Raw genomic sequence first — 18,443 nt, 5'->3', positions numbered from 1 at the left:
AATAATTAGAAAAACGAGTGGCGCTAGCATAGCACGTACGGCTTTGCTGGCAATCAGGAGCCGGATTTCACACTGCATACCAAAGCCAACTAGTCTACAATGCGACCTGTTTTCCGGATCCGATATTGCGATAAGTTCACGAGGCCCTGAATGGCGATTCTTTACGAAAAAACGGTCGATGGCCTGTGTTATCAGGTGCGTAGCGCCGGTAATAGCCGCCGCTTGTATACCGGCGACGTATTCCACAGCCAATATAATCCGAACCACGCCGCAACCGGTAGTGTCTGGGATCTATTGTTCCTGCCGAGTCAGTTTTACGCTCCCGGTGAGATTAAAAGGGTGCTGCTGCTCGGCGTTGGGGGAGGAGCGGTCATTCATATGCTGAATCGCTTTATCGGTCCGCAACAGGTGATCGGGGTCGAGATCAACGCAACTCATATCCAGATTGCGAAACGTTTTTTTAATCTGAAATACAAAAATCTGCAGTGGCAACATGCGAATGCCATAGAATGGATGACGACCTATGACGGCGATCCTTTCGATATGATTATTGACGATTTGTATTTCGAGCAGGATGGTGAACCGCAGCGGGCTATTGAGGCTGACGCCAGTTGGTTTGATGTGTTGACAGAGCACCTGACTGAAAATGGGTTGCTGGTAATGAACTTTGTTAATTACAAAGAATGGAGACACAGCGCCTACTACAACGAAGACTTTGTCGCTCAGGAATTTCAATCGGTGTATCAGTTCGCTACGCCCACCTGCCATAATGCCGTGATTGCATTGTTGAAAAAGCAAACTGAAACCAAACAGCTGCGCGCTTCGTTACGACAATGGCCAGAGTTGAATCCGGAGCGCAAAGGCTGCCGGTTGCGCTATGCTGTTAAGAAGATAGCCTAACGACTTTAAAACTTTTGTTTTGCTTTTCAACCTCAATGCATTTGAAGTGTAATGCGGCAATTTGTTCAATCGGAATAAATTGATTTACTACTACAAATGCAGTTCCGGAATTTTTTAGATGATGACTGGCACTGCGTACAAACTTCTCTGTTAAATCTTTTTCGGTATCAAAACCTCTGTGAAAGGGTGGATTGCATAGCACCATGTCGTATTGATGATGGATGGAAGCGGCGCAATCATCCGCGATAACTTCCCCGATAATATGATGGTGTTGGAAGTTTTTGCGGCAACTATAAATGGCGGCGGCATTATTGTCGGTAGCGATTATTTTTGCGGCACCCAGATTCCAGGCCATAATCGATAGCAAACCGTAACCACATCCAAGATCCAGCACGTTGCCCGGAGGCTCGGTTTGCTCATGAATAAATTCTTTCAAAGCGTCCACCAAAAGCAGGCTACCCTGATCGGTTTTATTCCAGCCAAATTGCCCCGGCTTACTGAAAATCTCAATCTTACCGGGGGCTTCAATCTGGCTGAGTTGCTTGTAGTCGCGATCGTCCAGCGCTTCACCCAAAGCGTGCGGATTGAAACGAGCGATCTTAAGCTGACGTTCACCTTTACTGATGTCAGCTTTTTCACCAAAGTAAAGTTCGGCTTTGCTGATATAAGTTTTAATGCCCTCGTTTTTGAAGCCACATAAAATGAATTGCCCATGGTCCTTCAGCGCGGCTGGCGCTTGATTAATAATATGGTGAACAATGGCTTTTTCCTTGGATACCCGATAAAGGATAAGGTCGAATTTTCTGTTTAGCTCGGAAAGGTCCATATCATTGAAAATACAGGTAATATTGTTTTCCGTGGCCGCGATATATACATCATAACGGTTGCTGAGAAGCGTCAGCTGCTCATGAGCTTTCAGGCTCAGAAGCGTGGTTGAATCCAGATGTTCATCGGCCACCAAAAGGGTGTCGGATTGCTGTTGGTTAACCAGGTCACACAAATACTGCAGCCCAATGTCTGTCATCCGGCGCCTACACTGTTAATTTCGAGTTGAGTTAAGGGGCGATACTCGCCGGGCAGGAGTGATGGATCCAGTTCGATTTCTCCGATCCGTGCGCGGTGCAATGTGGTAACGTGATTGCCGACAGCTGCGAACATTCGTTTTACCTGGTGATATTTTCCTTCGCGAATAATCAGTTCAACTTGTTGTGGTTGGTGCAAAATTATTTTCGCAGGACGAGTACGTTTGCTCTCATCCTTTAACAACACGCCTTGCTCAATCTGAATTCGATCCTGATCGTTGATCGGTTCATGCAGTTGTACTTGGTAAAGTTTATCCAGTTTGTGTTTGGGGGATGTAACCCGATGACTCCACTGTCCATCGTCGGTGATTAAAACCAATCCGGTCGTATCCAGATCCAGGCGACCTGCTACGTGCAATGATTCGGTGTCTTCATCTTCGAGCAGTGACATGACGGTGGGGTGAAGGCTGTCTGTATTCGCACAGACATAACCCGCAGGTTTGTGCAGCATATAATAACGAGGACCTTGTGGTTGAATGCGCATGCCGTTCAGGCGTACCGCTTCGTCAGGCTGGATTTTGGTTTGCGGATCGGTAACAGCACGATCGGCAACTAACACATCTCCCGCTTTGATGGCCTGCTTGGCTTCTTTACGGGACAAGCCGGAATAGTGGCTTAAGAACTTATCAAGTCGCATGCTCATGGTGATCAAATTCTGATAAACGTAAATAGATTAATCGGATCAATCTTACATCAGTGCCGTAAAATGGCCGTTTAACGTTGCTGTTTGGTAAAAATAACGGGTCTATTTAGACTGATTGGTTACATGATATTAACGGAACTAGCATAACAGGTATTGAGTCAGGTATAAAAACTTGAATGAGATCAGTCTGGTTGCGATCCAAAGGTAAATTGTGTCTCAGGATTTGTGGAAAAGTCTTCAACCCGAAACAGGTATGCAGGATCGCAATCTGAAATTAAACTGAACTCTAAACTCGGAATTGGACCCGGAGTGACTACGGGCCACAGGGCAGCATGGAGGTTAGTATGAGCGATACGCGGTTCATTGATTGGTTGGGCTCCGCAGCATTGACAATTGCGTTGGTATCAATGTTTTTATTGTTCGTTCCAGGGTTGGTAAGAGCCGATACTCTATCGGTGGTGCAAGCGCTATGGTGATATGAAAGCAAGATGACCCATTGTTTTAGGCAATATTTTTTCCTGGTCGTGCCGACCATTTCAGACCGGAGTCATACAGCCCTTTAAGCAGTAGGGCTCCTCTCCTGAATGTAGAAGACTTCTTTTACTATCCGTAAAGCCTGAATCACCGCTGAATAGTAGGTGATTGCGGGTTCAGTATGGATTCAGTTTGTCAGGCTTAATCTGATCAGACTTTAAAAGGAGAAATGCTATGAGACTGAATAAGCGTTCCATTGTGATCGCCGCGCTGGTGTCAGCAGCGGCGTTAACCAATATGAACCAGGCCTATGCTCTGAATGACGATGAAGCCGCTGTGCTTATGGGGTTGGCTGTGGGTGGGATAACGGCCTATGCCGTCAAGCATCACCGCGAGCACGACCGTAATGGCTGGAATGTAACCCCGAGACCAGCACCGCGATACCGCCCGCCGACGCGCTCGCATTTCAACTCCGGTTCGCCTAAACGCTTTCACCACAAAGGTCCTCAGGGTAACTTCAATGCTCATCATTACGGCCGTTATCATCAGCAGGGTCCGCGCATTATTGAGCGACGTGTAGTGTACATCCCCGTACGCCATCACCATTCCAAAAAGCGGCGCCATCCAGGGCAAGGATACCGGTAGCGGCTTGCCCGCACTGTGTACAGGTGGGCGCTGGCTTATTCGAAGTCCAGCAGCTCGTCCAGTACACTGCCGCCGCCGTGACCGGAATGAAAGCCGAAGTGTTCATGCTCAACCAGCTTCACCGGCAGATATTCGAAAAAATAGCTGCTGCCAACACTGTGCACAAAGGAGCCGCCGTGGAACAGAGTGCGATTGTCGTCGCCGGAGCGGGTAATGATCAGTTCATCCTGAGCCCGCGTTAACGCCACATACAAAATCCTCCGTTCTTCTTCCTCTGAGTCCGCATCGCCCAGGCTACGCAGGTGGGGATACATGCCCGGCTGCACGCCCAGGCAATAACACACGGGTGCTTCGGTTCCTTTGGCGCTGTGAACCGTAATCAGGGTCACGCAATCGTCCTGCTCGGCTTGCTCTGCTTCAGAATTGGATACCGGATCCAATGTATAGGCTTCCACAAACCCTTGCAGATCCTTATAGCGATTGGCTAGGTCCGATAGCAGGCGCAGGTCGCCCAGACGACTGTCCCAGCGGTCATAGCGCTGCGACAGGGCTTTGCTTAGATGTTCGGCGCCGAGCTTAATTGCAATTTGCGGCTCGCTACGGTACTGCTGGATCAGTGCAATACCATGCTGGATGTCTTCCCGTTTCGGTAGATTGCTTTTTATGACCTCCAGCGGATTGTCTGCGGGAGACAGTTCAATCAGTTGTTGCACCAGCTTGGCGGCAGTGACATCGCCGATTTTGGGCCAGCACTTCAGATAACGAATCCAGGCGAGCTCATCATAAGCGCTGATGGCGGCGCGGCACATGGCCAGCAGGTCCTTCACGTGGGCGGCTTCCAGCAGGCTGGTGCCGCCCACAAAGCGATACGGGATGCCGCGATCGATTAGCGCGCCTTCCAGTGTCTTCGCCGACCAGGCCGAGCGTACCAGCACTTTGTGATGATGCCAGGCTGCGCCATTTTCATGGCGTAGCTGCAGGTCAGTGGCGATCCAGTCCGCCTCATCGAATTTGGATTCAAAGTCCAATAGCCGGGGTTTAAGGCCACGCCCGCGATGGGCGACCAGGTGTTTATCGTATTGCAGGTCCGACTGTTCCAGCAGCCAGTTTGCGATATCCAGGATTGGTTGGGTGCTGCGGTAATTTTGTTGTAGTTTCAAGATCGTGGCGTTTTGCAGTCGAGTTTCAAACTCGTGGACATTGCGGAAATCTGCGCCGCGAAATGCAAAAATAGATTGTGCATCATCGCCCACACAAAACAGTTTAGCGCTGGAAAGGGCTTGCAGTATGCGCCACTGTAATGGATTGGTGTCCTGCATCTCATCCACTAATACATGCTGATATAAGCCTGCGATACGGCTGCGCAATTTTAGGTTGGATTCAATGCCCTGCACGAATAAATGCAGGATGTCATCGTAATCAAGATACCGGCGCTGTTGCTTACGGACATCGTATTGTTGTGCGATGTCGGTAATGCGTTGCATGGTGTTGTCGTCCAGCTCGGTAAACTGTTGCAAATAATCCGGCAGCTCAATACAGCAATTCTTGGCATAGGAGATGTAGTTAAGAATGGTAACCGCCTTAGGAAAATCGCGCTTTTCGCTTTTCTTTACTAATTCACCGCGAACCAGCTGAAGCAGGCTTTGGGCGTCATCACGGTCGATAACCGTGCGATCTTCCACCTTGAATGCTTTGGGCACCCGGCGCATAACCTGAAGGCAAAAATGATGGAAAGTGCCTGCCGTCAATTGATCCGCAGATTTACCCGCGTGATTTTGCAGGCGCAGCAACATTTCCTTGGCGGCCCTGCGGGTAAAGGTCAGCATTAGAATGCGTTCTGCGGGCACCTTGTGTTGTATTAAATAGAGGATGCGGCCAATGATGGTACGGGTCTTACCGGTGCCCGCACCGGCCAGCACCAACAGGTGCCGGGCCGATCCGTCGTAGTGTGCTGCATTTTGTTGTTCATCGTTTAGATTCATCGTCGGAATCATACCCGAGGCGGATGGCTATAGGCCAGGGTCCGCCAGCTGGTTATACTGTTGCTTCGTTACGCTTCCTGCGTACCATTGCACTCATTCATCACGAAAGGACGGAGCATGTCTCACGGAGCCGATTCATTAAAAAGTATCTTATTTGCCCTTTTTGCAAATGCCGCCATTGCGGTTGCCAAGCTGGTGGCAGCCATCATCACCGGCTCGGGTGCTATGATGGCGGAATCCATTCACTCCTTTGCCGACGCCGGAAACCAATCGTTGCTGATACTGGGGCTGAAGTTGGCAAAAAGCCCGCCCTCGGAGGATTACCCGCTCGGTTATGGTAAGGCCATTTACTTCTGGTCGTTCATTGTGGCCATTATCCTATTCAGTTTGGGGGGGATGTTTTCTTTGTATGAAGGCTGGCACAAGTTGGGGCATCCGGAGCCACTGAGCTCTCCGCTTATTGCCATTGGCGTTTTGGTTTTCGCCATCGTGGCCGAAGGCATTTCCATGTGGGGCTGCTTGCGGGAGGTGAACAAAGTACGTCGAGGTCGTAGTTATTGGCGCTGGTTCAGAGAGAGTCGTCAGAGTGAGTTATTGGTGGTCTTTGGAGAGGATCTCGCGGCTCTGGCGGGACTGGTGTTCGCGCTTTGCGCGATCACGCTGACGCTTGTCACTGGTAACCCGGTATACGATGCAGCCGGTACGATGGTGATCGGCACTTTATTGCTGATTATTGCCATCCTGATCGGTAACGAGGTCCGGGCATTACTGATTGGGCAGAGCGCTGATCCTGTTGTGCAGGATGAAATGAAAGCCTGGCTAAAGCAACGCCCGGAGATTCAGCATACCTTTCGTCTGGTAACTATGCAGATGGGGGCGGACATCATGGTGGCAATTAAAGCCCAAATGAAAGAGACCGGCACTGAAATAGGGATGATAGAAGCGATCAATAGCGTGGAAGCCGAATTTAAAAAGCAGTTCCCGGGAGTGACCTGGTTGTTCTTTGAACCTGACAACGCCGATTAGCAGGGCGCAGCGGAACTGCTCTAAATCGCTTGAGTTAGGATGCGGCTGTTAAATCAGGTTATGATATGGCCAAATATTATATTAGGCATGGCCGGTATAACCTGATTTTTCGCATTGTAGTGAACGAGGACGCGGTGTTTTGATGGTTGATAATAAATCTGATACGAGGGAGAAGCTCATTCTGGTCGCCATCAGAATGTTTGCCGAACAGGGATTCAGTGGCGTTTCCATGCGCACAATTAATAGTGCAGCCGGAACCAAAAATTCTTCGGCGGTGCATTACCATTTCGGCAACAAAATGGGCATCATCGAAGCCATAATGGAAAAGCTCAACTTTCAGCTAAGGCCTTTGTTCGATCGGCTTCACGACGACCTCAGCCAACGAATGGACGATGGGGATCTAACCCCGGAAGACATGGTGATGGCGATTCAGTTACCGTATTGGGTTTTGTATTGCACGCCGGTGTATGGGCGCTACGCGGTCAAATTGATTGCCCGGTTGATGCAGGAAGCAGATGACGAGCTGAAGGAGTTATATAATCGTTATTTAACCGAGCCGATGGAGCGCACCATGAATTTAATGGCGCGTTTGCAACCGAACAAAAATCAGCATCATTTACGCTTCCAGTTAATGCATTGTTTTATGGCGAGCATTTCCGGTATTTCGGCGATCGATTTAATGGACAAGACGCCCTTAGGAGACATCCGGTTCAGTCGGGATGCCGAAATGATGCTGACCTACGTCTATTACGTTGCTAACGGAATGGGCTGTGAAGATCCGGATTATGGTTCTTTTGATATGGGGTTCTGGTCTCGCTACGCGGAGTATATGTCGATGTCCCCTGCACCGGACGAGCCCCTCCCTGAGCAGGCTGATTCACTTGTTGAGCCGACTTCGGACTCAATGCCGGAATCGCAAAAAGCCAGCTAAGATAGCTGGCTTTTTTAGCTGCCGAATTCAGGCAACAAAACTCATTCGATCACCAAGGCTGTGAGGTCATGTGCTTATAATGTGCCTTCCTCTTCTTCTTCCTGACCTTCCGCATCTGGCAGCCAGCCCAGGCTGTTGCCATGAGTTGCTAAAATAAAACTACTGAGCTTTTCAATGGTGGTCAGCTCGTATAGCACGGAGATCGGGATATCCAGTTTCAATTGTTGTTTGATACGGAATTTTAATTCCGTTACCTGCAAGCTGTGACCACCCAATTCAAAAAAACTTTGATCCGGTTCAATCGAATTGATCTGTAATAAATCGCGCCAGATAGCACGTAATTGTTCAGGCAAGCTGTTTGTGTTTGCTGAATCAGTCGTGTTGTCCTGTCTCAGCAACGCTTTTAAATCGTTGGTCAGCAGGTTGAGTTGCTTACTGTTGATGCGATCCGGGTCAAAGTGGATATCCAGGTTTAGCCCTGCGCCGTGTTCGATAATATGAATCTCGAATGGCGACAACATGAAGCCGTTATTATGGTGCTGAACCGAGGCAAGCTTGACGCTCTCGCCTTGGTGGTTTTCAACATCAAACCAATGGTAATGAATGAGGGGGATTTGCGAACCACTGGAGCATAAGGCTCGGCCCAGATGTTCGGATACGGCGGAATAACGGGTGTGTAAATTGGCCAGTGTGCGGGTGATATCAAACACATCGTCTGGTTGGCCTTTGACTGGAACATAATAAGGAAAAAAACCCAGCAGATTTTCGAATTCGCTGTCTTTTAATAGCGGATCAGAGAACCAGTATGTGATTTCATGATGAGATAGCCAACTATATAGGCATTGGTTAAGGGCATTGCAAAGCCATTGCTTGACGCTGACATCGCGAGGGGCATGGCTATCAATAAAATCCGATGCAATCTGGGTTGAACTGGTTGCGACTTTGGATATGGCCGTTATTGATGAAGACTCTGTGGTCATCATTTTTGGGGCCAGACGATGCCATTCGTCCTGCAGAAATTTTTGCTCCAGCATCTGGGCAGACCAGTTTGCAAAACGATGTTGAGAGCCCGGTTCGGACTGAATGGCCGCTTCGAAAGCCATCGGATTTTCAGTGTAACTCAGTAATTGGTTTGCCAGACGTAACAAGGAATAGCTGTCTAACAGCAAAGGATGCATCGCTAACAATAAGCGCTGCTTTTGTTTGCTGCATTTAATTAATGTGACATGAAGGCATTGGCGGTCGTTCGGTTGGCGCGCCAGTTTGTCACGGGTATGGGCAATGGCTTCTTCATGCTGGCTTTCAGGCATGCCGACAAGCTCGCTCAGCGTGGCCGTGGTAGACAAGTCGTTTATCAGGAATTGCTTCTGCTGGTGGTCGAAGCGGCTGCACAGCAACGGGTTAGCCTGGCTAAGCTGATCTATGGCCTGCTGCAATTGGGGCAGGCCCAGTTGGCTTTCAAGGTTGATTTCAATGACGCGGTTTGTTGCTTGTGCAAACGTATCCAGCTCAAGCAAGCTGCGTTGATGGGGAGACAGGCTAATAACGTCTGTTGCGATCGGCGCAAAGGCGTCTTCAAGCGGTCTCCGGGCATTACTCAGTTTCTTTTGACGAATTTTCTCAAATAGTAACTGCCGCTGTTGCGGGCTGAGATCAGCAAATTGAGATAAAGCACTATTAGACGTCATGGGACTACCTTTTACTATTTTTCTATTTGTTATTATTAAGCTAAGTGACGGTGTGGCCGTCGCTTGCGTAAATCCTTGGTCTATTGAAACGGGCCAGTGGTCTCTACACCCTGCCAGTCTAACCAGACTATTGATAATAACTGGTTAATTATGGCCGACACTGGACAAGAGCGCGTTAAAACAGGCAATTTTTCTGTAAACTTTCGTTATCGCATGTCGGTCAAGCTACGTGGATCCAAGAAAGCGGTGTACTAGGCCAATTAGTTTTTTATTATACGGCCTTTATGCAACCGTTTGGTGACGTGTATATCAAAGATAACATTGTCTCAGACAAAAAAAAGCCCTCCTTATTGTAAAGGAGGGCAACAAGTAACCCAGTGCGAGATGGGTCAAAAAAGAAGGTCGGCGTTAACAAATCTAGTTAGTCTAGAAAAGAGAAGTTCTCCTCTTTCATTTTCATCACTGATCCTACCGGCGCCAGCATGCATTCAGCGTGAGCTTTGGCGCGAGGCAGTAAGCGCTCAAAATAAAATTCGGCGGTTTGTATTTTGGCTTTATAGAAGTCCGGGTTTTCGCAACCCTCTGCCAGTTTTTGGTATGCAGTTTGTGCCATCATGGCCCAGAAATAGGCCATGCTGACATAGCCGGAATACATTAAATAGTCATATGACGCAGCGCCCACCGCATCAAAATTTTTGCGGGCGCGCATGGCTAAGCGAACGCTGTATTGCTGCCAGTTGGTGGTGTATTTCAACAACGGCCAAATAAAACGATTCATCTCCTTTTTGTGCGGGTTAGACGAAATCAGGCCTTTGTCTTTACAGAACTTCAATATTTCGAATGAGAATGTTTTCAGCGTTTTCATTTTACCGAGCAAAACCTTACGGCCCAAAAGATCCAGTGCCTGTATCCCGGTGGTGCCTTCATATAAAGTAGCAATTCGTGTATCGCGAACGATTTGCTCCATGCCCCACTCCTTGATGTAACCGTGACCGCCATAGACTTGCATGCCCAGGTTTGCCGCTTCACACCCGGTTTCTGTGAGGAAGGCTTTCAGAATCGGCGTCAGGAAACCAAGTTGATCATCGGCTTCATTGCGTACTTCTTCGGTTTCGCCGAACAACATGAAGTCACCGTACTTTGCTGCGTAATACACCATGGCGCGACCACCTTCAGCAAATGCCTTCTGGGTCAGCAGCATGCGTCGTACATCGGCATGACAAATAATTGGGTCGGCAACTTTTTCCGGGTGTTGTTTACCACCCAGGGCCCGCATGGAAAGGCGGTCTTTGGCGTAAGGTAAAGCGCCCTGATAGGCAAGCTCGGATGCTCCCAATCCTTGTAGGGACGTGCCTACGCGGGCGGTATTCATGAAGGTGAACATACATTCGAGGCCTTTATTGGGGGGACCAATAAGATAGCCTTCAGAGGCATCGAAATTCATAACGCAGGTGGCAGATGCCTTGATTCCCATTTTGTGTTCCAGGGAGCCGCATTCCACATTGTTTGGTTCACCCAGATTACCTGCCGGGTCACACTTGATTTTCGGCACAATAAACAAGGAGATGCCCTTAGTGCCTGCAGGTGCATCCGGGAGTCGGGCCAACACGATATGGATTATATTGTCTGCCAGATCGTGATCGCCGGAAGAAATAAAAATTTTAGTCCCGGTGATGGCGTAGGATCCATCGTCATTGGGCACGGCTTTTGTTTTCAACTGGCCCAGATCGGTACCGCAGTGAGATTCGGTTAGACACATGGTGCCGGTCCAGCTGCCCTCGCACATTTTGGGCAGTAAATGGTGCTTTTGTTCTTCTGTACCGTGAATGAAAATGGTGTTCATTGCGCCCAGACTCAAACCTGGATACATCCCCCAGGACCAGTTTGCGGTCCCGATCATTTCGGATTTCATTATGCTCAGGGATAGCGGTAAACCCTGGCCACCGAACTCTTCCGGGTGCGATAATCCTTGCCAGCCGCCCATGCAATATTGTTGGTAGGCTTCCTGAAATCCTTTGGGGGTAGTGACGACACCGTTTTCGAGACGGCAGCCTTCAGCATCTCCGGATTGGTTTAGTGGCGACAATACCTGTTCACAAAATTTGGCGCATTCAGATAAGATTGCTTCAATGACATCGGGAGTTGCATTGTCGGCGCCCGGTAGCTTGCTGAAGTGAGCCGGATAGTCCAGAACCTCGTTCATGACGAAATTCATATCACGTAAGGGCGCTTTATACTGGGGCATCGCACTGTATCCTGTTATGGCTAAAGGTAAAGGGGTCAAATGGAACAGATGAGCAAGTGTGCACCAAGCATCGCAGGTGGCCATTGGCATGAATGTGAGCAGGGAGTGTCAGTTTGGCCAACAGGCGTTTTAATTGGGCCATAATTGAGGGCGGCCAAACCGCTATTTTCAAAATCACTTGAAATATAAGCAGTTAGGCCTTGTTTCAACTACTGTAATTGAATGCATTGATATGTGAGGAATTGTTATGTTGTTACGTGAGCAGCAATGCAGCGTATGTCATAAAGGTGCGCCGGCTGTCACCCCGGCGGAACAACCGGGTCTGCTGAAAGGGATTCCGCTGTGGACAATTGTGCACGAAGACGGACAACCCAGGCTCAGTCGCTCCTTTGAATTCAGTGATTATAAGCAGGCGATGGCTTTTACCAATCGGGTGGCGGAGTTAGCCGAGCAGGAAAATCACCACCCGCAGATGGTGATCGAGTGGGGTAAGGTCACCGTATCCTGGTGGACCCATGTCATCGAGGGATTGCACAAAAACGATTTCATCCTCGCGGCGAAAACCGATTTTTTACAATAACCGGGTGTAGCCCAATTCAGACGCCCTTGATCACCGCTTGAGGGCGTTGGTGTGCCCGGTAACCGGAAATCCAGGTAAAAAAATCGTGCGACGGCATTGGGCGTGCAATGTGGTACCCCTGCGCCAGGTCGCAGCCCATGTCCTTTAATTTATATAGAGTGGCTTCGTCTTCAACACCTTCTGCCACCACTTCCAGGCTCAGATTATGCCCCATCATTAGAGTGGTGTTTACAATGACCTGATCGTCGTTATTTTTCGCCATTTCCATCACAAAACTGCGATCGATTTTGATTTCATCAACCGGTAGTCTTTTCAAATAGGATAACGAGGAATAACCGGTTCCGAAATCGTCGATGGACAGACGTATGCCTGCTTCGCTCAAATCATTCATAATGCGTAGCGCGTCTTCGGGGTCGTACATCACGGCGGTTTCAGTTAGTTCCATTATAATTTTATTGAGTTGCACCTTGTTTTCAGCTGCCATTTTACACACCTGCTCTTTGAAATGTGGGTCCTGTAAATTGCGTGCCGAGATATTGATAGACAGGTTAATGTTATAGCCCTGACTGTCCAGGCTGTGTTTGAATTCAAACGCCTTGCGACAAATCCAATAGGTTAGGGGATGAATGACACCGGTGCGCTCCGCTAAGGGTATGAATTCGTCAGGTGGAATAAAACCGTATTCCGGATGAATCCAGCGGATCAACACTTCAGCGCCGGACACCTGCATGGTATCCAGGCATATCTGCGGTTGAAAATACAACTGCAGTGCGTCTTTTTCGATGGCGTTGCGGAGTTCACCTAACAGCGAAATCCGGCGTGCGTTGTAGGGATCTATTTCATGACTGTAGATGGAAAACTTTTCGTTTGTGCTGCTGGCAGCTTCCAATGCAATATGGGCGTTTCGCATCAGCGTCTCACTGTCTTCACCGTGGGAAGGGCAGGATGCGATGCCTGCTGTTGCATCGACGTCCAGGGTTAGCCCCTGGTATTCAAATGGCTTTTCCACATCGCGTAACAACTTCAGAATCGTGCTTTGAAGTACACTGGTGTCCAATTCTTTAATCAGCAGAGCAAAAGTAACGCCCTCGATACTTGAAACCAGGTTGTGTTCTCGGTCTTGGGTTTCTATCGGATACAGATTGTGGATACCTTTGCACAGAGTGCAAATACGTTTCGTTAGAATGCCCAGGATGGCATCGCCGTTGGAATGGCCCAGGGTTTTATTGAATTCGTGAAAATTATTCAGGCTCAGCAACAATAAAGTGAAGTGTCGGCTTTCATCATTTTCAAGCAGGTTGTCCATGGTATTGCGTAGCTGAGTCCGGTTGGGCAATCCAGTGGCGCGGCTGTGCAATGCCCGATGCATCAATTGCTCTTCCGCTTCCTTAAGCTGGATAACTGCCTTATGTTGTTCTTGCAGTGCACTGTATTTTTGCCTTCTTTCTGAATTGATTCGATCCGCTAAACCCAAAGACAACAATATCATTTCGGCAGCCGCACCCCACAGAATGGCGTTGGTGGTTATCACATTGGACGGAACCCAGCCTAGTAAATTGAACGCATAGAGCAGGATGCCCACGGTTAACGTGATCCAGGCCAGCATAAAAAATCCCGCAGGGCGCGAACCTTTACGCCAGCAGTACAGCACCATCAGTGGCACGGTGAGGGTGACAAACCCCAAATAGAGTGTGATGTGGATACTGAGAAAATACGCGGTAACGAGTTTAGTCGTGATCAAGACGACACCGATACCCACCATTGTGTGGATGTAGTGGACGAACCAGCGGGCGTATTGTTCCATCTTAATGAAATGTTTAATGAAGAGTAGGCCGCTAATAACGCCCAGACTGGCTGAAATCTGAATGATGTACTCGTTAACCGCTGGCAACTGACTCCAGATCAGCAAAAATCCGTAGCCGGTCAGGGCCTGGTAAGCAGCGAAGGAAAAAACAATATAAGCGATGTAATAAAAATAGGCCCGGCTGCCGACAGAGAAGAACAGAAACAGGTTGTAGGCGATCATGCCGATTAAAATGCCAAAGAAAATGCCAAACACATGATCACTGACCAGTTCGCTATAAAAAAACGTTAATGGGCGGGACAGTTTCAATGGAACTTGTACATTGCCGTTGGCCCGTTCTACGTTGATGTAGATATCGTATTCAATGTTCCGTTCAAAACGTAAGGGTTGTACGAAAAAGCGGTGTGGTAGCATGCGCCGCTTCATCTTGTGTTCGTAACCCAGTTGATACTTTTCCGTCACCCGGCCGTCGGCGACAACGTATACATCAAATCGTGCAAGTAGCGGGAAAGCCGATTCCAGCATCCAGGTTGAATCGTTAGCATCGACGCTTTTGTCAACAAGCCGGAAGCGAATCCAGATGGAATCGGCAGTGTGACCGAAGTTCAGAATATTCTGGTCCGCATCTGTAAACGAGCTATGGCTATTTGTAGTTATTTCGTTAATGGTTAACTGATCCGGAGAATCACGCAGGACTTGCAGCTGATCCTGCCCCAAATGAAACTCGTTGACCTGATCGTCCAGGACTACTGTAGACGCCGCCCGGACCGGTTGTCCGGTAAGCAGCAATAAACCGATAATGATCGGATAAAGCGATCTATATCTCTGAAAAATGACCAAATTATTTTCCAATTCTCAGTAAGCCGGATCTACCGATCCGTCTGTTAAACAACGAATAAAAGTGCAACAGCTCTCTGAAACCCTGCACAGAAAATGAGCATACACTGAAGTATAGATCACGGTTTAGTGAGAGCTTGGAAGAGAAGTGTGAGTGTGTCGCAAGAAGGGAAAGGGAAGCAAAAACAGTGTCAAATGGTTGACATTAACGGCCGCCGTTATGGGCCACCGTTAATTATTGACGGGATTGTTGACAGATGCAACGGCGCTATTTAATGTCGAACGCTTTTTCAAGCAGAGCACGGTTACGTTTTACTGCTGCTTTGTCTGAGTCGGGCACACCCGAAGCGCTTTCCATGGCCTGGGTACTTTGTTTCAGCATGCCTTCCATCATGGCGCGTTGTTCCGGGGGTAAATCCTTCATCATGTTTTTGGCTTCTTGCAGCTGCTTCTGGATGTCCACCTTGCTGGTATCCATTTCATTCGCCATAAAGGCCATCAGAATACGATCGCCCTGTTGCCCCCAGAGTTGCTCATCGCTATATCCATTCTTTTTAAGAATAGCGGCCAAGTCTTTATAGAAGTCCTCGCCTTTGCTGGTTTCCAGCATCTGGGAATAGACTTTGCTTATATCCATATTTTCTTTGTTGATTTTGGGTGGGTTCTTGAATTCCGTTTTTTCTGACCACTCAACCACGGCTTGGTAGGCTGTCGCCCATTTTTTTATGTCAGCATCCGACAATGTTTCCCCCGCGAAAGAAAGCGAAGAAAACAGATAGAGTAGGCAAAAGCCAAAAAGTCGAGCAGATCGCATGGTGGAATCCTTTTACGAAAGAACGGTTTGTTAATAAGGGTTGATTATTGTGCCGATTATGGCGCATCCCGCCGGGCACGCAAAGTGACAAAATAACCAATCAGTTTGTGATTGTTTCTTCGGCCGGCAGCGGTACATAGGCGGCTGAATACCCGGGTTGCGGCACGGACGTCTATCGGTGTGCGCTGGCAGCTTCGCGGATTTTGTTGACCATGGATTTCAAACCATTGCCTCTGGTCGGGCTCAGATGCTGAATCAGCTGGGTTTTCCCGAAGTACCCCTCAATGTCGAAATCAAGAATGTCTCGGGGTGGTTTTTGATTAAAAGCGGCCATCACCATAGCCGCCAGACCACGAACAATATGAGCGTCGCTATCCACCAGGAAGTGCAGAGTATTGCTGTCCGGTTGAAATTGATGACTGATCCAAACCTGGCTCTGACAACCGTGAACAAAGTTGAGGTCGGTTTTTAGTTCGTCGGGCATGGTGGGGAGCTTTTTACCCAGATCGATTATATAACGATAGCGATCTTCCCAATCGTCGAAGAACTCCAGGTCTTCCAGAATGTCTGTCCCGGTAATTTCACTGCCAAACGGGTTGCTGCTCATAATTAGAAAATCCCCAATTCTAATTGCGCTTCTTCCGAGATATTGTCGCGGTTCCAGGGTGGATCAAATACAATGTCCACAAAGACTTCATCGACATTAGGCACTTTTTGCAGGCGATAACGCACGTCACCAGCCAGCACCTGGCCCATTCCGCAAGTAGGGGAGGTCAGCGTCATGGTGACTTTTACAACGTCGTGACCGCGGGATTTTTCCTCTATCGCTACTCCGTAGACCAAACCCAGATCAACGATATTGACCGGAATTTCCGGGTCGTAAATGGTGCGCAGCGTTGCCCAGACATGTTCTTCCAGGGGCGCGCCTTCAGCAATGTCTCCAAACTCCAGCTCTTCCGTTTCCAGCCCCAGGGCATCGGCGTCGGTGCCGTCAACGCGAGCCAGATTGCCGCGATGACTGATGGTGTAATTTCCGCCGCGGGCCTGGGTAATGGTAACAAACGTATTCTTGGGTATGGTCATGGGCGTACCGGAAGGCACGGCGCGTGCGGGGCAATCACGTACCACGGCCACCATGCGTTGTTCGGCGCTAATAGCCATTATTTGGTGACCGAGAAGCTTTCGCCGCATCCGCATTCGGAGGTGGCGTTCGGGTTGCGGAATTGCAACACCGAATTAAGTCCCTGGGTAACGTAGTCCAGTTCCGTGCCTTGCAGGACTTCCAGGCTATCTTTAGCCAGGTATACCGTCAGGTTTTGTCCGGCGTTTAATTCAATGTCGTCTGCTTCGGGGGCAGAAACCAATTCCATTTCATACATATAACCGGAGCATCCGCTGGGCTTGACCGCGATACGTACAGCGGTAGCATCCTCACGCTTGGCGATTTCGGATGCCATATGTTTGATTGCGGAAGCCGTCAGGCTTATGGCTTGGTCGGGAACGAATGTTTGAACAGTCATATTGCTCTCACTGTATTCCTACAATAAAAATGTTTTTGCTTTTTCTAACGCAACAAAGAAGCGATCCACTTCCTGCAATGTATTATAGAAAGCAAAGGAGGCACGCACTGTACCGGGAATCGCGAACTGATCCATAATGGGCATCGCACAATGGTGGCCGGTGCGAACCGCAACGCCTTGCTGATCGAGCAGCGTACCGAGATCGTGGGGGTGTGCGCCTTTCAGTAAAAAAGAGAACACCCCGGCCTTGTCGCGGGCTTTACCGATTAATTGGATGGTGGGGTCAGCGGCGGCGCGTTCAAGGGTGGCCTGCAATAAATTTTGTTCGTGGGCAACCAGGAGATTACGGTCAAACTGTTTGAGGTAATCAATCGCAGAGGCCAGCGCGATGGCGCCGCCAATGTTGGGTGTGCCGGCTTCAAACTTATAGGGCAGCGTATTGAACGTGGTTTTTTCAAATGTAACCCGCTCAATCATTTCACCACCGCCTTGATACGGTGTCATTTTTTCGAGCAAGGTTGTTTTGCCATAGAGCACGCCGATGCCGGTGGGGCCAAATACTTTATGCCCGGAGAAGGCATAAAAATCGCAATCCAGATCCTGAACATCGACATCCCAGTGTGGTGTCGCTTGGGCGCCGTCAAGTAATACCACGGCACCGGCCTGATGCGCTTTTTGGGTGATTGTCTTGACCGGGTTGATGGTACCCAACGCGTTGGAAACGTGTACAACGGAAACTAATTTAGTATTTTCACTCAGGCGTTTTTCGAAGGCATCCATATCCAGTTCAGCATCGCTGGTGACCGGAATGACTTTTAAGGTGGCGCCGGTTTGCTGTGCCAATAACTGCCAGGGCACAATATTGGAATGGTGCTCCATGGCGGTAATCAGAATCTCATCGCCTTTTCCCAGTTGGCTCAGTCCAAAACTGTGTGCGACCAGATTGATGCTTTCGGTGGTGCCACGGGTCCAGATGATTTCGTGACTGTGGGCCGCATTAAGAAACCGTTGCACTGTCTCACGCGCACTTTCAAATTCCCGTGTAGCCAGATCACTCAGGGTGTGGGCTCCGCGATGCACATTGGAATTGATGGTGCTGTAGTATCGATTGAGCGTTTCAATGACGCAGCGCGGTTTCTGAGTGGTGGCGGCATTGTCCAGATAAACCAGAGGCTTGCTTTTGACTTGTTGATGCAGAATAGGAAAATCCGCCCGCACCTCGGCCAGATCGAAACGTCGTTGGTTGATTGCCGCTTTGCGCTCATCCATCTG

General features: G+C 49.1%; 17 protein-coding genes. 6 read left to right on the top strand and 11 right to left on the bottom strand.

Features of this window, described 5'->3' with window-relative positions; genetic code table 11:
• The first annotated feature begins 150 nt into the window (after positions 1 to 150).
• Positions 151 to 900 (top strand): spermidine synthase, encoded by a 750-nt coding sequence (locus FT643_RS06000; RefSeq protein ID WP_156870182.1) that lies wholly within the window; start codon positions 151 to 153, stop codon positions 898 to 900.
• Here the strand turns inward: FT643_RS06000 and FT643_RS05995 are convergent.
• Entirely contained in the window at positions 884 to 1,924 is a 1,041-nt protein-coding gene (locus FT643_RS05995; RefSeq protein ID WP_156870180.1) for a class I SAM-dependent methyltransferase, read from the bottom strand. The two genes, FT643_RS06000 and FT643_RS05995, sit on opposite strands and share 17 nt — an antisense overlap.
• Positions 1,921 to 2,625, bottom strand: coding sequence for a 16S rRNA pseudouridine(516) synthase RsuA (gene rsuA / locus FT643_RS05990; protein WP_255473882.1), 705 nt, complete (start codon positions 2,623 to 2,625; stop codon positions 1,921 to 1,923). Before rsuA ends, FT643_RS05995 begins: the two co-directional genes overlap by 4 nt.
• Before the next feature lie 344 nt (positions 2,626 to 2,969).
• Between rsuA and FT643_RS23670 the strand changes: the two genes are divergently transcribed.
• Complete coding sequence (locus tag FT643_RS23670) at positions 2,970 to 3,101, top strand: hypothetical protein (RefSeq protein WP_255473881.1); 132 nt, start codon at positions 2,970 to 2,972, stop codon at positions 3,099 to 3,101.
• 232 nt (positions 3,102 to 3,333) lie between these two features.
• Complete coding sequence (locus FT643_RS05985) at positions 3,334 to 3,744, top strand: hypothetical protein (protein ID WP_156870178.1); 411 nt, start codon at positions 3,334 to 3,336, stop codon at positions 3,742 to 3,744.
• 35 nt (positions 3,745 to 3,779) lie between these two features.
• On the opposite strand, the gene FT643_RS05980 is transcribed toward FT643_RS05985, so the two are convergent.
• On the bottom strand, positions 3,780 to 5,726 hold the full coding sequence (locus tag FT643_RS05980) for an ATP-dependent helicase (RefSeq protein WP_198043352.1): 1,947 nt from the start codon (positions 5,724 to 5,726) through the stop codon (positions 3,780 to 3,782).
• Positions 5,727 to 5,843: 117 nt separating this feature from the next.
• Here FT643_RS05980 and FT643_RS05975 point away from each other — a divergent pair, with 117 nt between their 5' ends.
• Positions 5,844 to 6,752: a cation diffusion facilitator family transporter gene (locus FT643_RS05975; protein WP_156870174.1), complete on the top strand. Its 909-nt coding sequence runs from the start codon at positions 5,844 to 5,846 to the stop codon at positions 6,750 to 6,752.
• A gap of 142 nt (positions 6,753 to 6,894) precedes the next feature.
• Entirely contained in the window at positions 6,895 to 7,683 is a 789-nt protein-coding gene (locus FT643_RS05970; RefSeq protein WP_156870172.1) for a TetR/AcrR family transcriptional regulator, read from the top strand.
• Positions 7,684 to 7,757: 74 nt separating this feature from the next.
• On the opposite strand, the gene FT643_RS05965 is transcribed toward FT643_RS05970, so the two are convergent.
• Together FT643_RS05965 and FT643_RS05960 are read right to left on the bottom strand one after the other, a co-directional pair.
• Positions 7,758 to 9,371 carry an acyl carrier protein gene (locus FT643_RS05965; RefSeq protein ID WP_156870170.1) on the bottom strand — a complete coding sequence of 538 codons (1,614 nt, stop codon included), beginning with the start codon at positions 9,369 to 9,371 and terminating at the stop codon, positions 7,758 to 7,760.
• 421 nt (positions 9,372 to 9,792) lie between these two features.
• Positions 9,793 to 11,616, bottom strand: a complete 1,824-nt coding sequence (locus FT643_RS05960; protein ID WP_156870168.1) for an acyl-CoA dehydrogenase C-terminal domain-containing protein — start codon at positions 11,614 to 11,616, stop codon at positions 9,793 to 9,795.
• Positions 11,617 to 11,863: 247 nt separating this feature from the next.
• Here FT643_RS05960 and FT643_RS05955 point away from each other — a divergent pair, with 247 nt between their 5' ends.
• A complete protein-coding gene (locus FT643_RS05955; RefSeq protein ID WP_156870166.1) occupies positions 11,864 to 12,196 on the top strand; it encodes a 4a-hydroxytetrahydrobiopterin dehydratase in 333 nt (110 codons plus the stop codon).
• 16 nt (positions 12,197 to 12,212) lie between these two features.
• Here FT643_RS05955 and FT643_RS05950 read toward each other — a convergent pair whose 3' ends face one another.
• From FT643_RS05950 to FT643_RS05925, 6 genes are all read right to left on the bottom strand, one after another.
• Entirely contained in the window at positions 12,213 to 14,840 is a 2,628-nt protein-coding gene (locus tag FT643_RS05950) for an EAL domain-containing protein (protein ID WP_198043351.1), read from the bottom strand.
• A 265-nt stretch (positions 14,841 to 15,105) separates the two neighbouring features.
• Entirely contained in the window at positions 15,106 to 15,651 is a 546-nt protein-coding gene (locus FT643_RS05945; protein WP_156870162.1) for a hypothetical protein, read from the bottom strand.
• 172 nt (positions 15,652 to 15,823) lie between these two features.
• The gene (locus FT643_RS05940) at positions 15,824 to 16,258 is read right to left on the bottom strand and encodes a SufE family protein (protein ID WP_156870160.1); all 435 of its coding nucleotides are present in this window, start codon (positions 16,256 to 16,258) and stop codon (positions 15,824 to 15,826) included.
• 2 nt (positions 16,259 to 16,260) lie between these two features.
• The gene (gene sufT / locus FT643_RS05935) at positions 16,261 to 16,812 is read right to left on the bottom strand and encodes a putative Fe-S cluster assembly protein SufT (protein WP_156870158.1); all 552 of its coding nucleotides are present in this window, start codon (positions 16,810 to 16,812) and stop codon (positions 16,261 to 16,263) included.
• The gene (locus FT643_RS05930) at positions 16,812 to 17,171 is read right to left on the bottom strand and encodes a HesB/IscA family protein (RefSeq protein ID WP_156870156.1); all 360 of its coding nucleotides are present in this window, start codon (positions 17,169 to 17,171) and stop codon (positions 16,812 to 16,814) included. The genes sufT and FT643_RS05930 overlap by 1 nt, the downstream gene beginning before the upstream one ends.
• Before the next feature lie 18 nt (positions 17,172 to 17,189).
• Complete coding sequence (locus tag FT643_RS05925) at positions 17,190 to 18,440, bottom strand: aminotransferase class V-fold PLP-dependent enzyme (protein ID WP_156870154.1); 1,251 nt, start codon at positions 18,438 to 18,440, stop codon at positions 17,190 to 17,192.
• Positions 18,441 to 18,443: the final 3 nt, after the last annotated feature.

Origin of the sequence: Ketobacter sp. MCCC 1A13808 (genome assembly GCF_009746715.1) — a bacterium.
Classification (GTDB): domain Bacteria; phylum Pseudomonadota; class Gammaproteobacteria; order Pseudomonadales; family Ketobacteraceae; genus Ketobacter.
The sequence above is the reverse complement of the archived record's forward strand: the minus strand, read 5'-3'. Positions and strand labels throughout refer to the sequence as shown.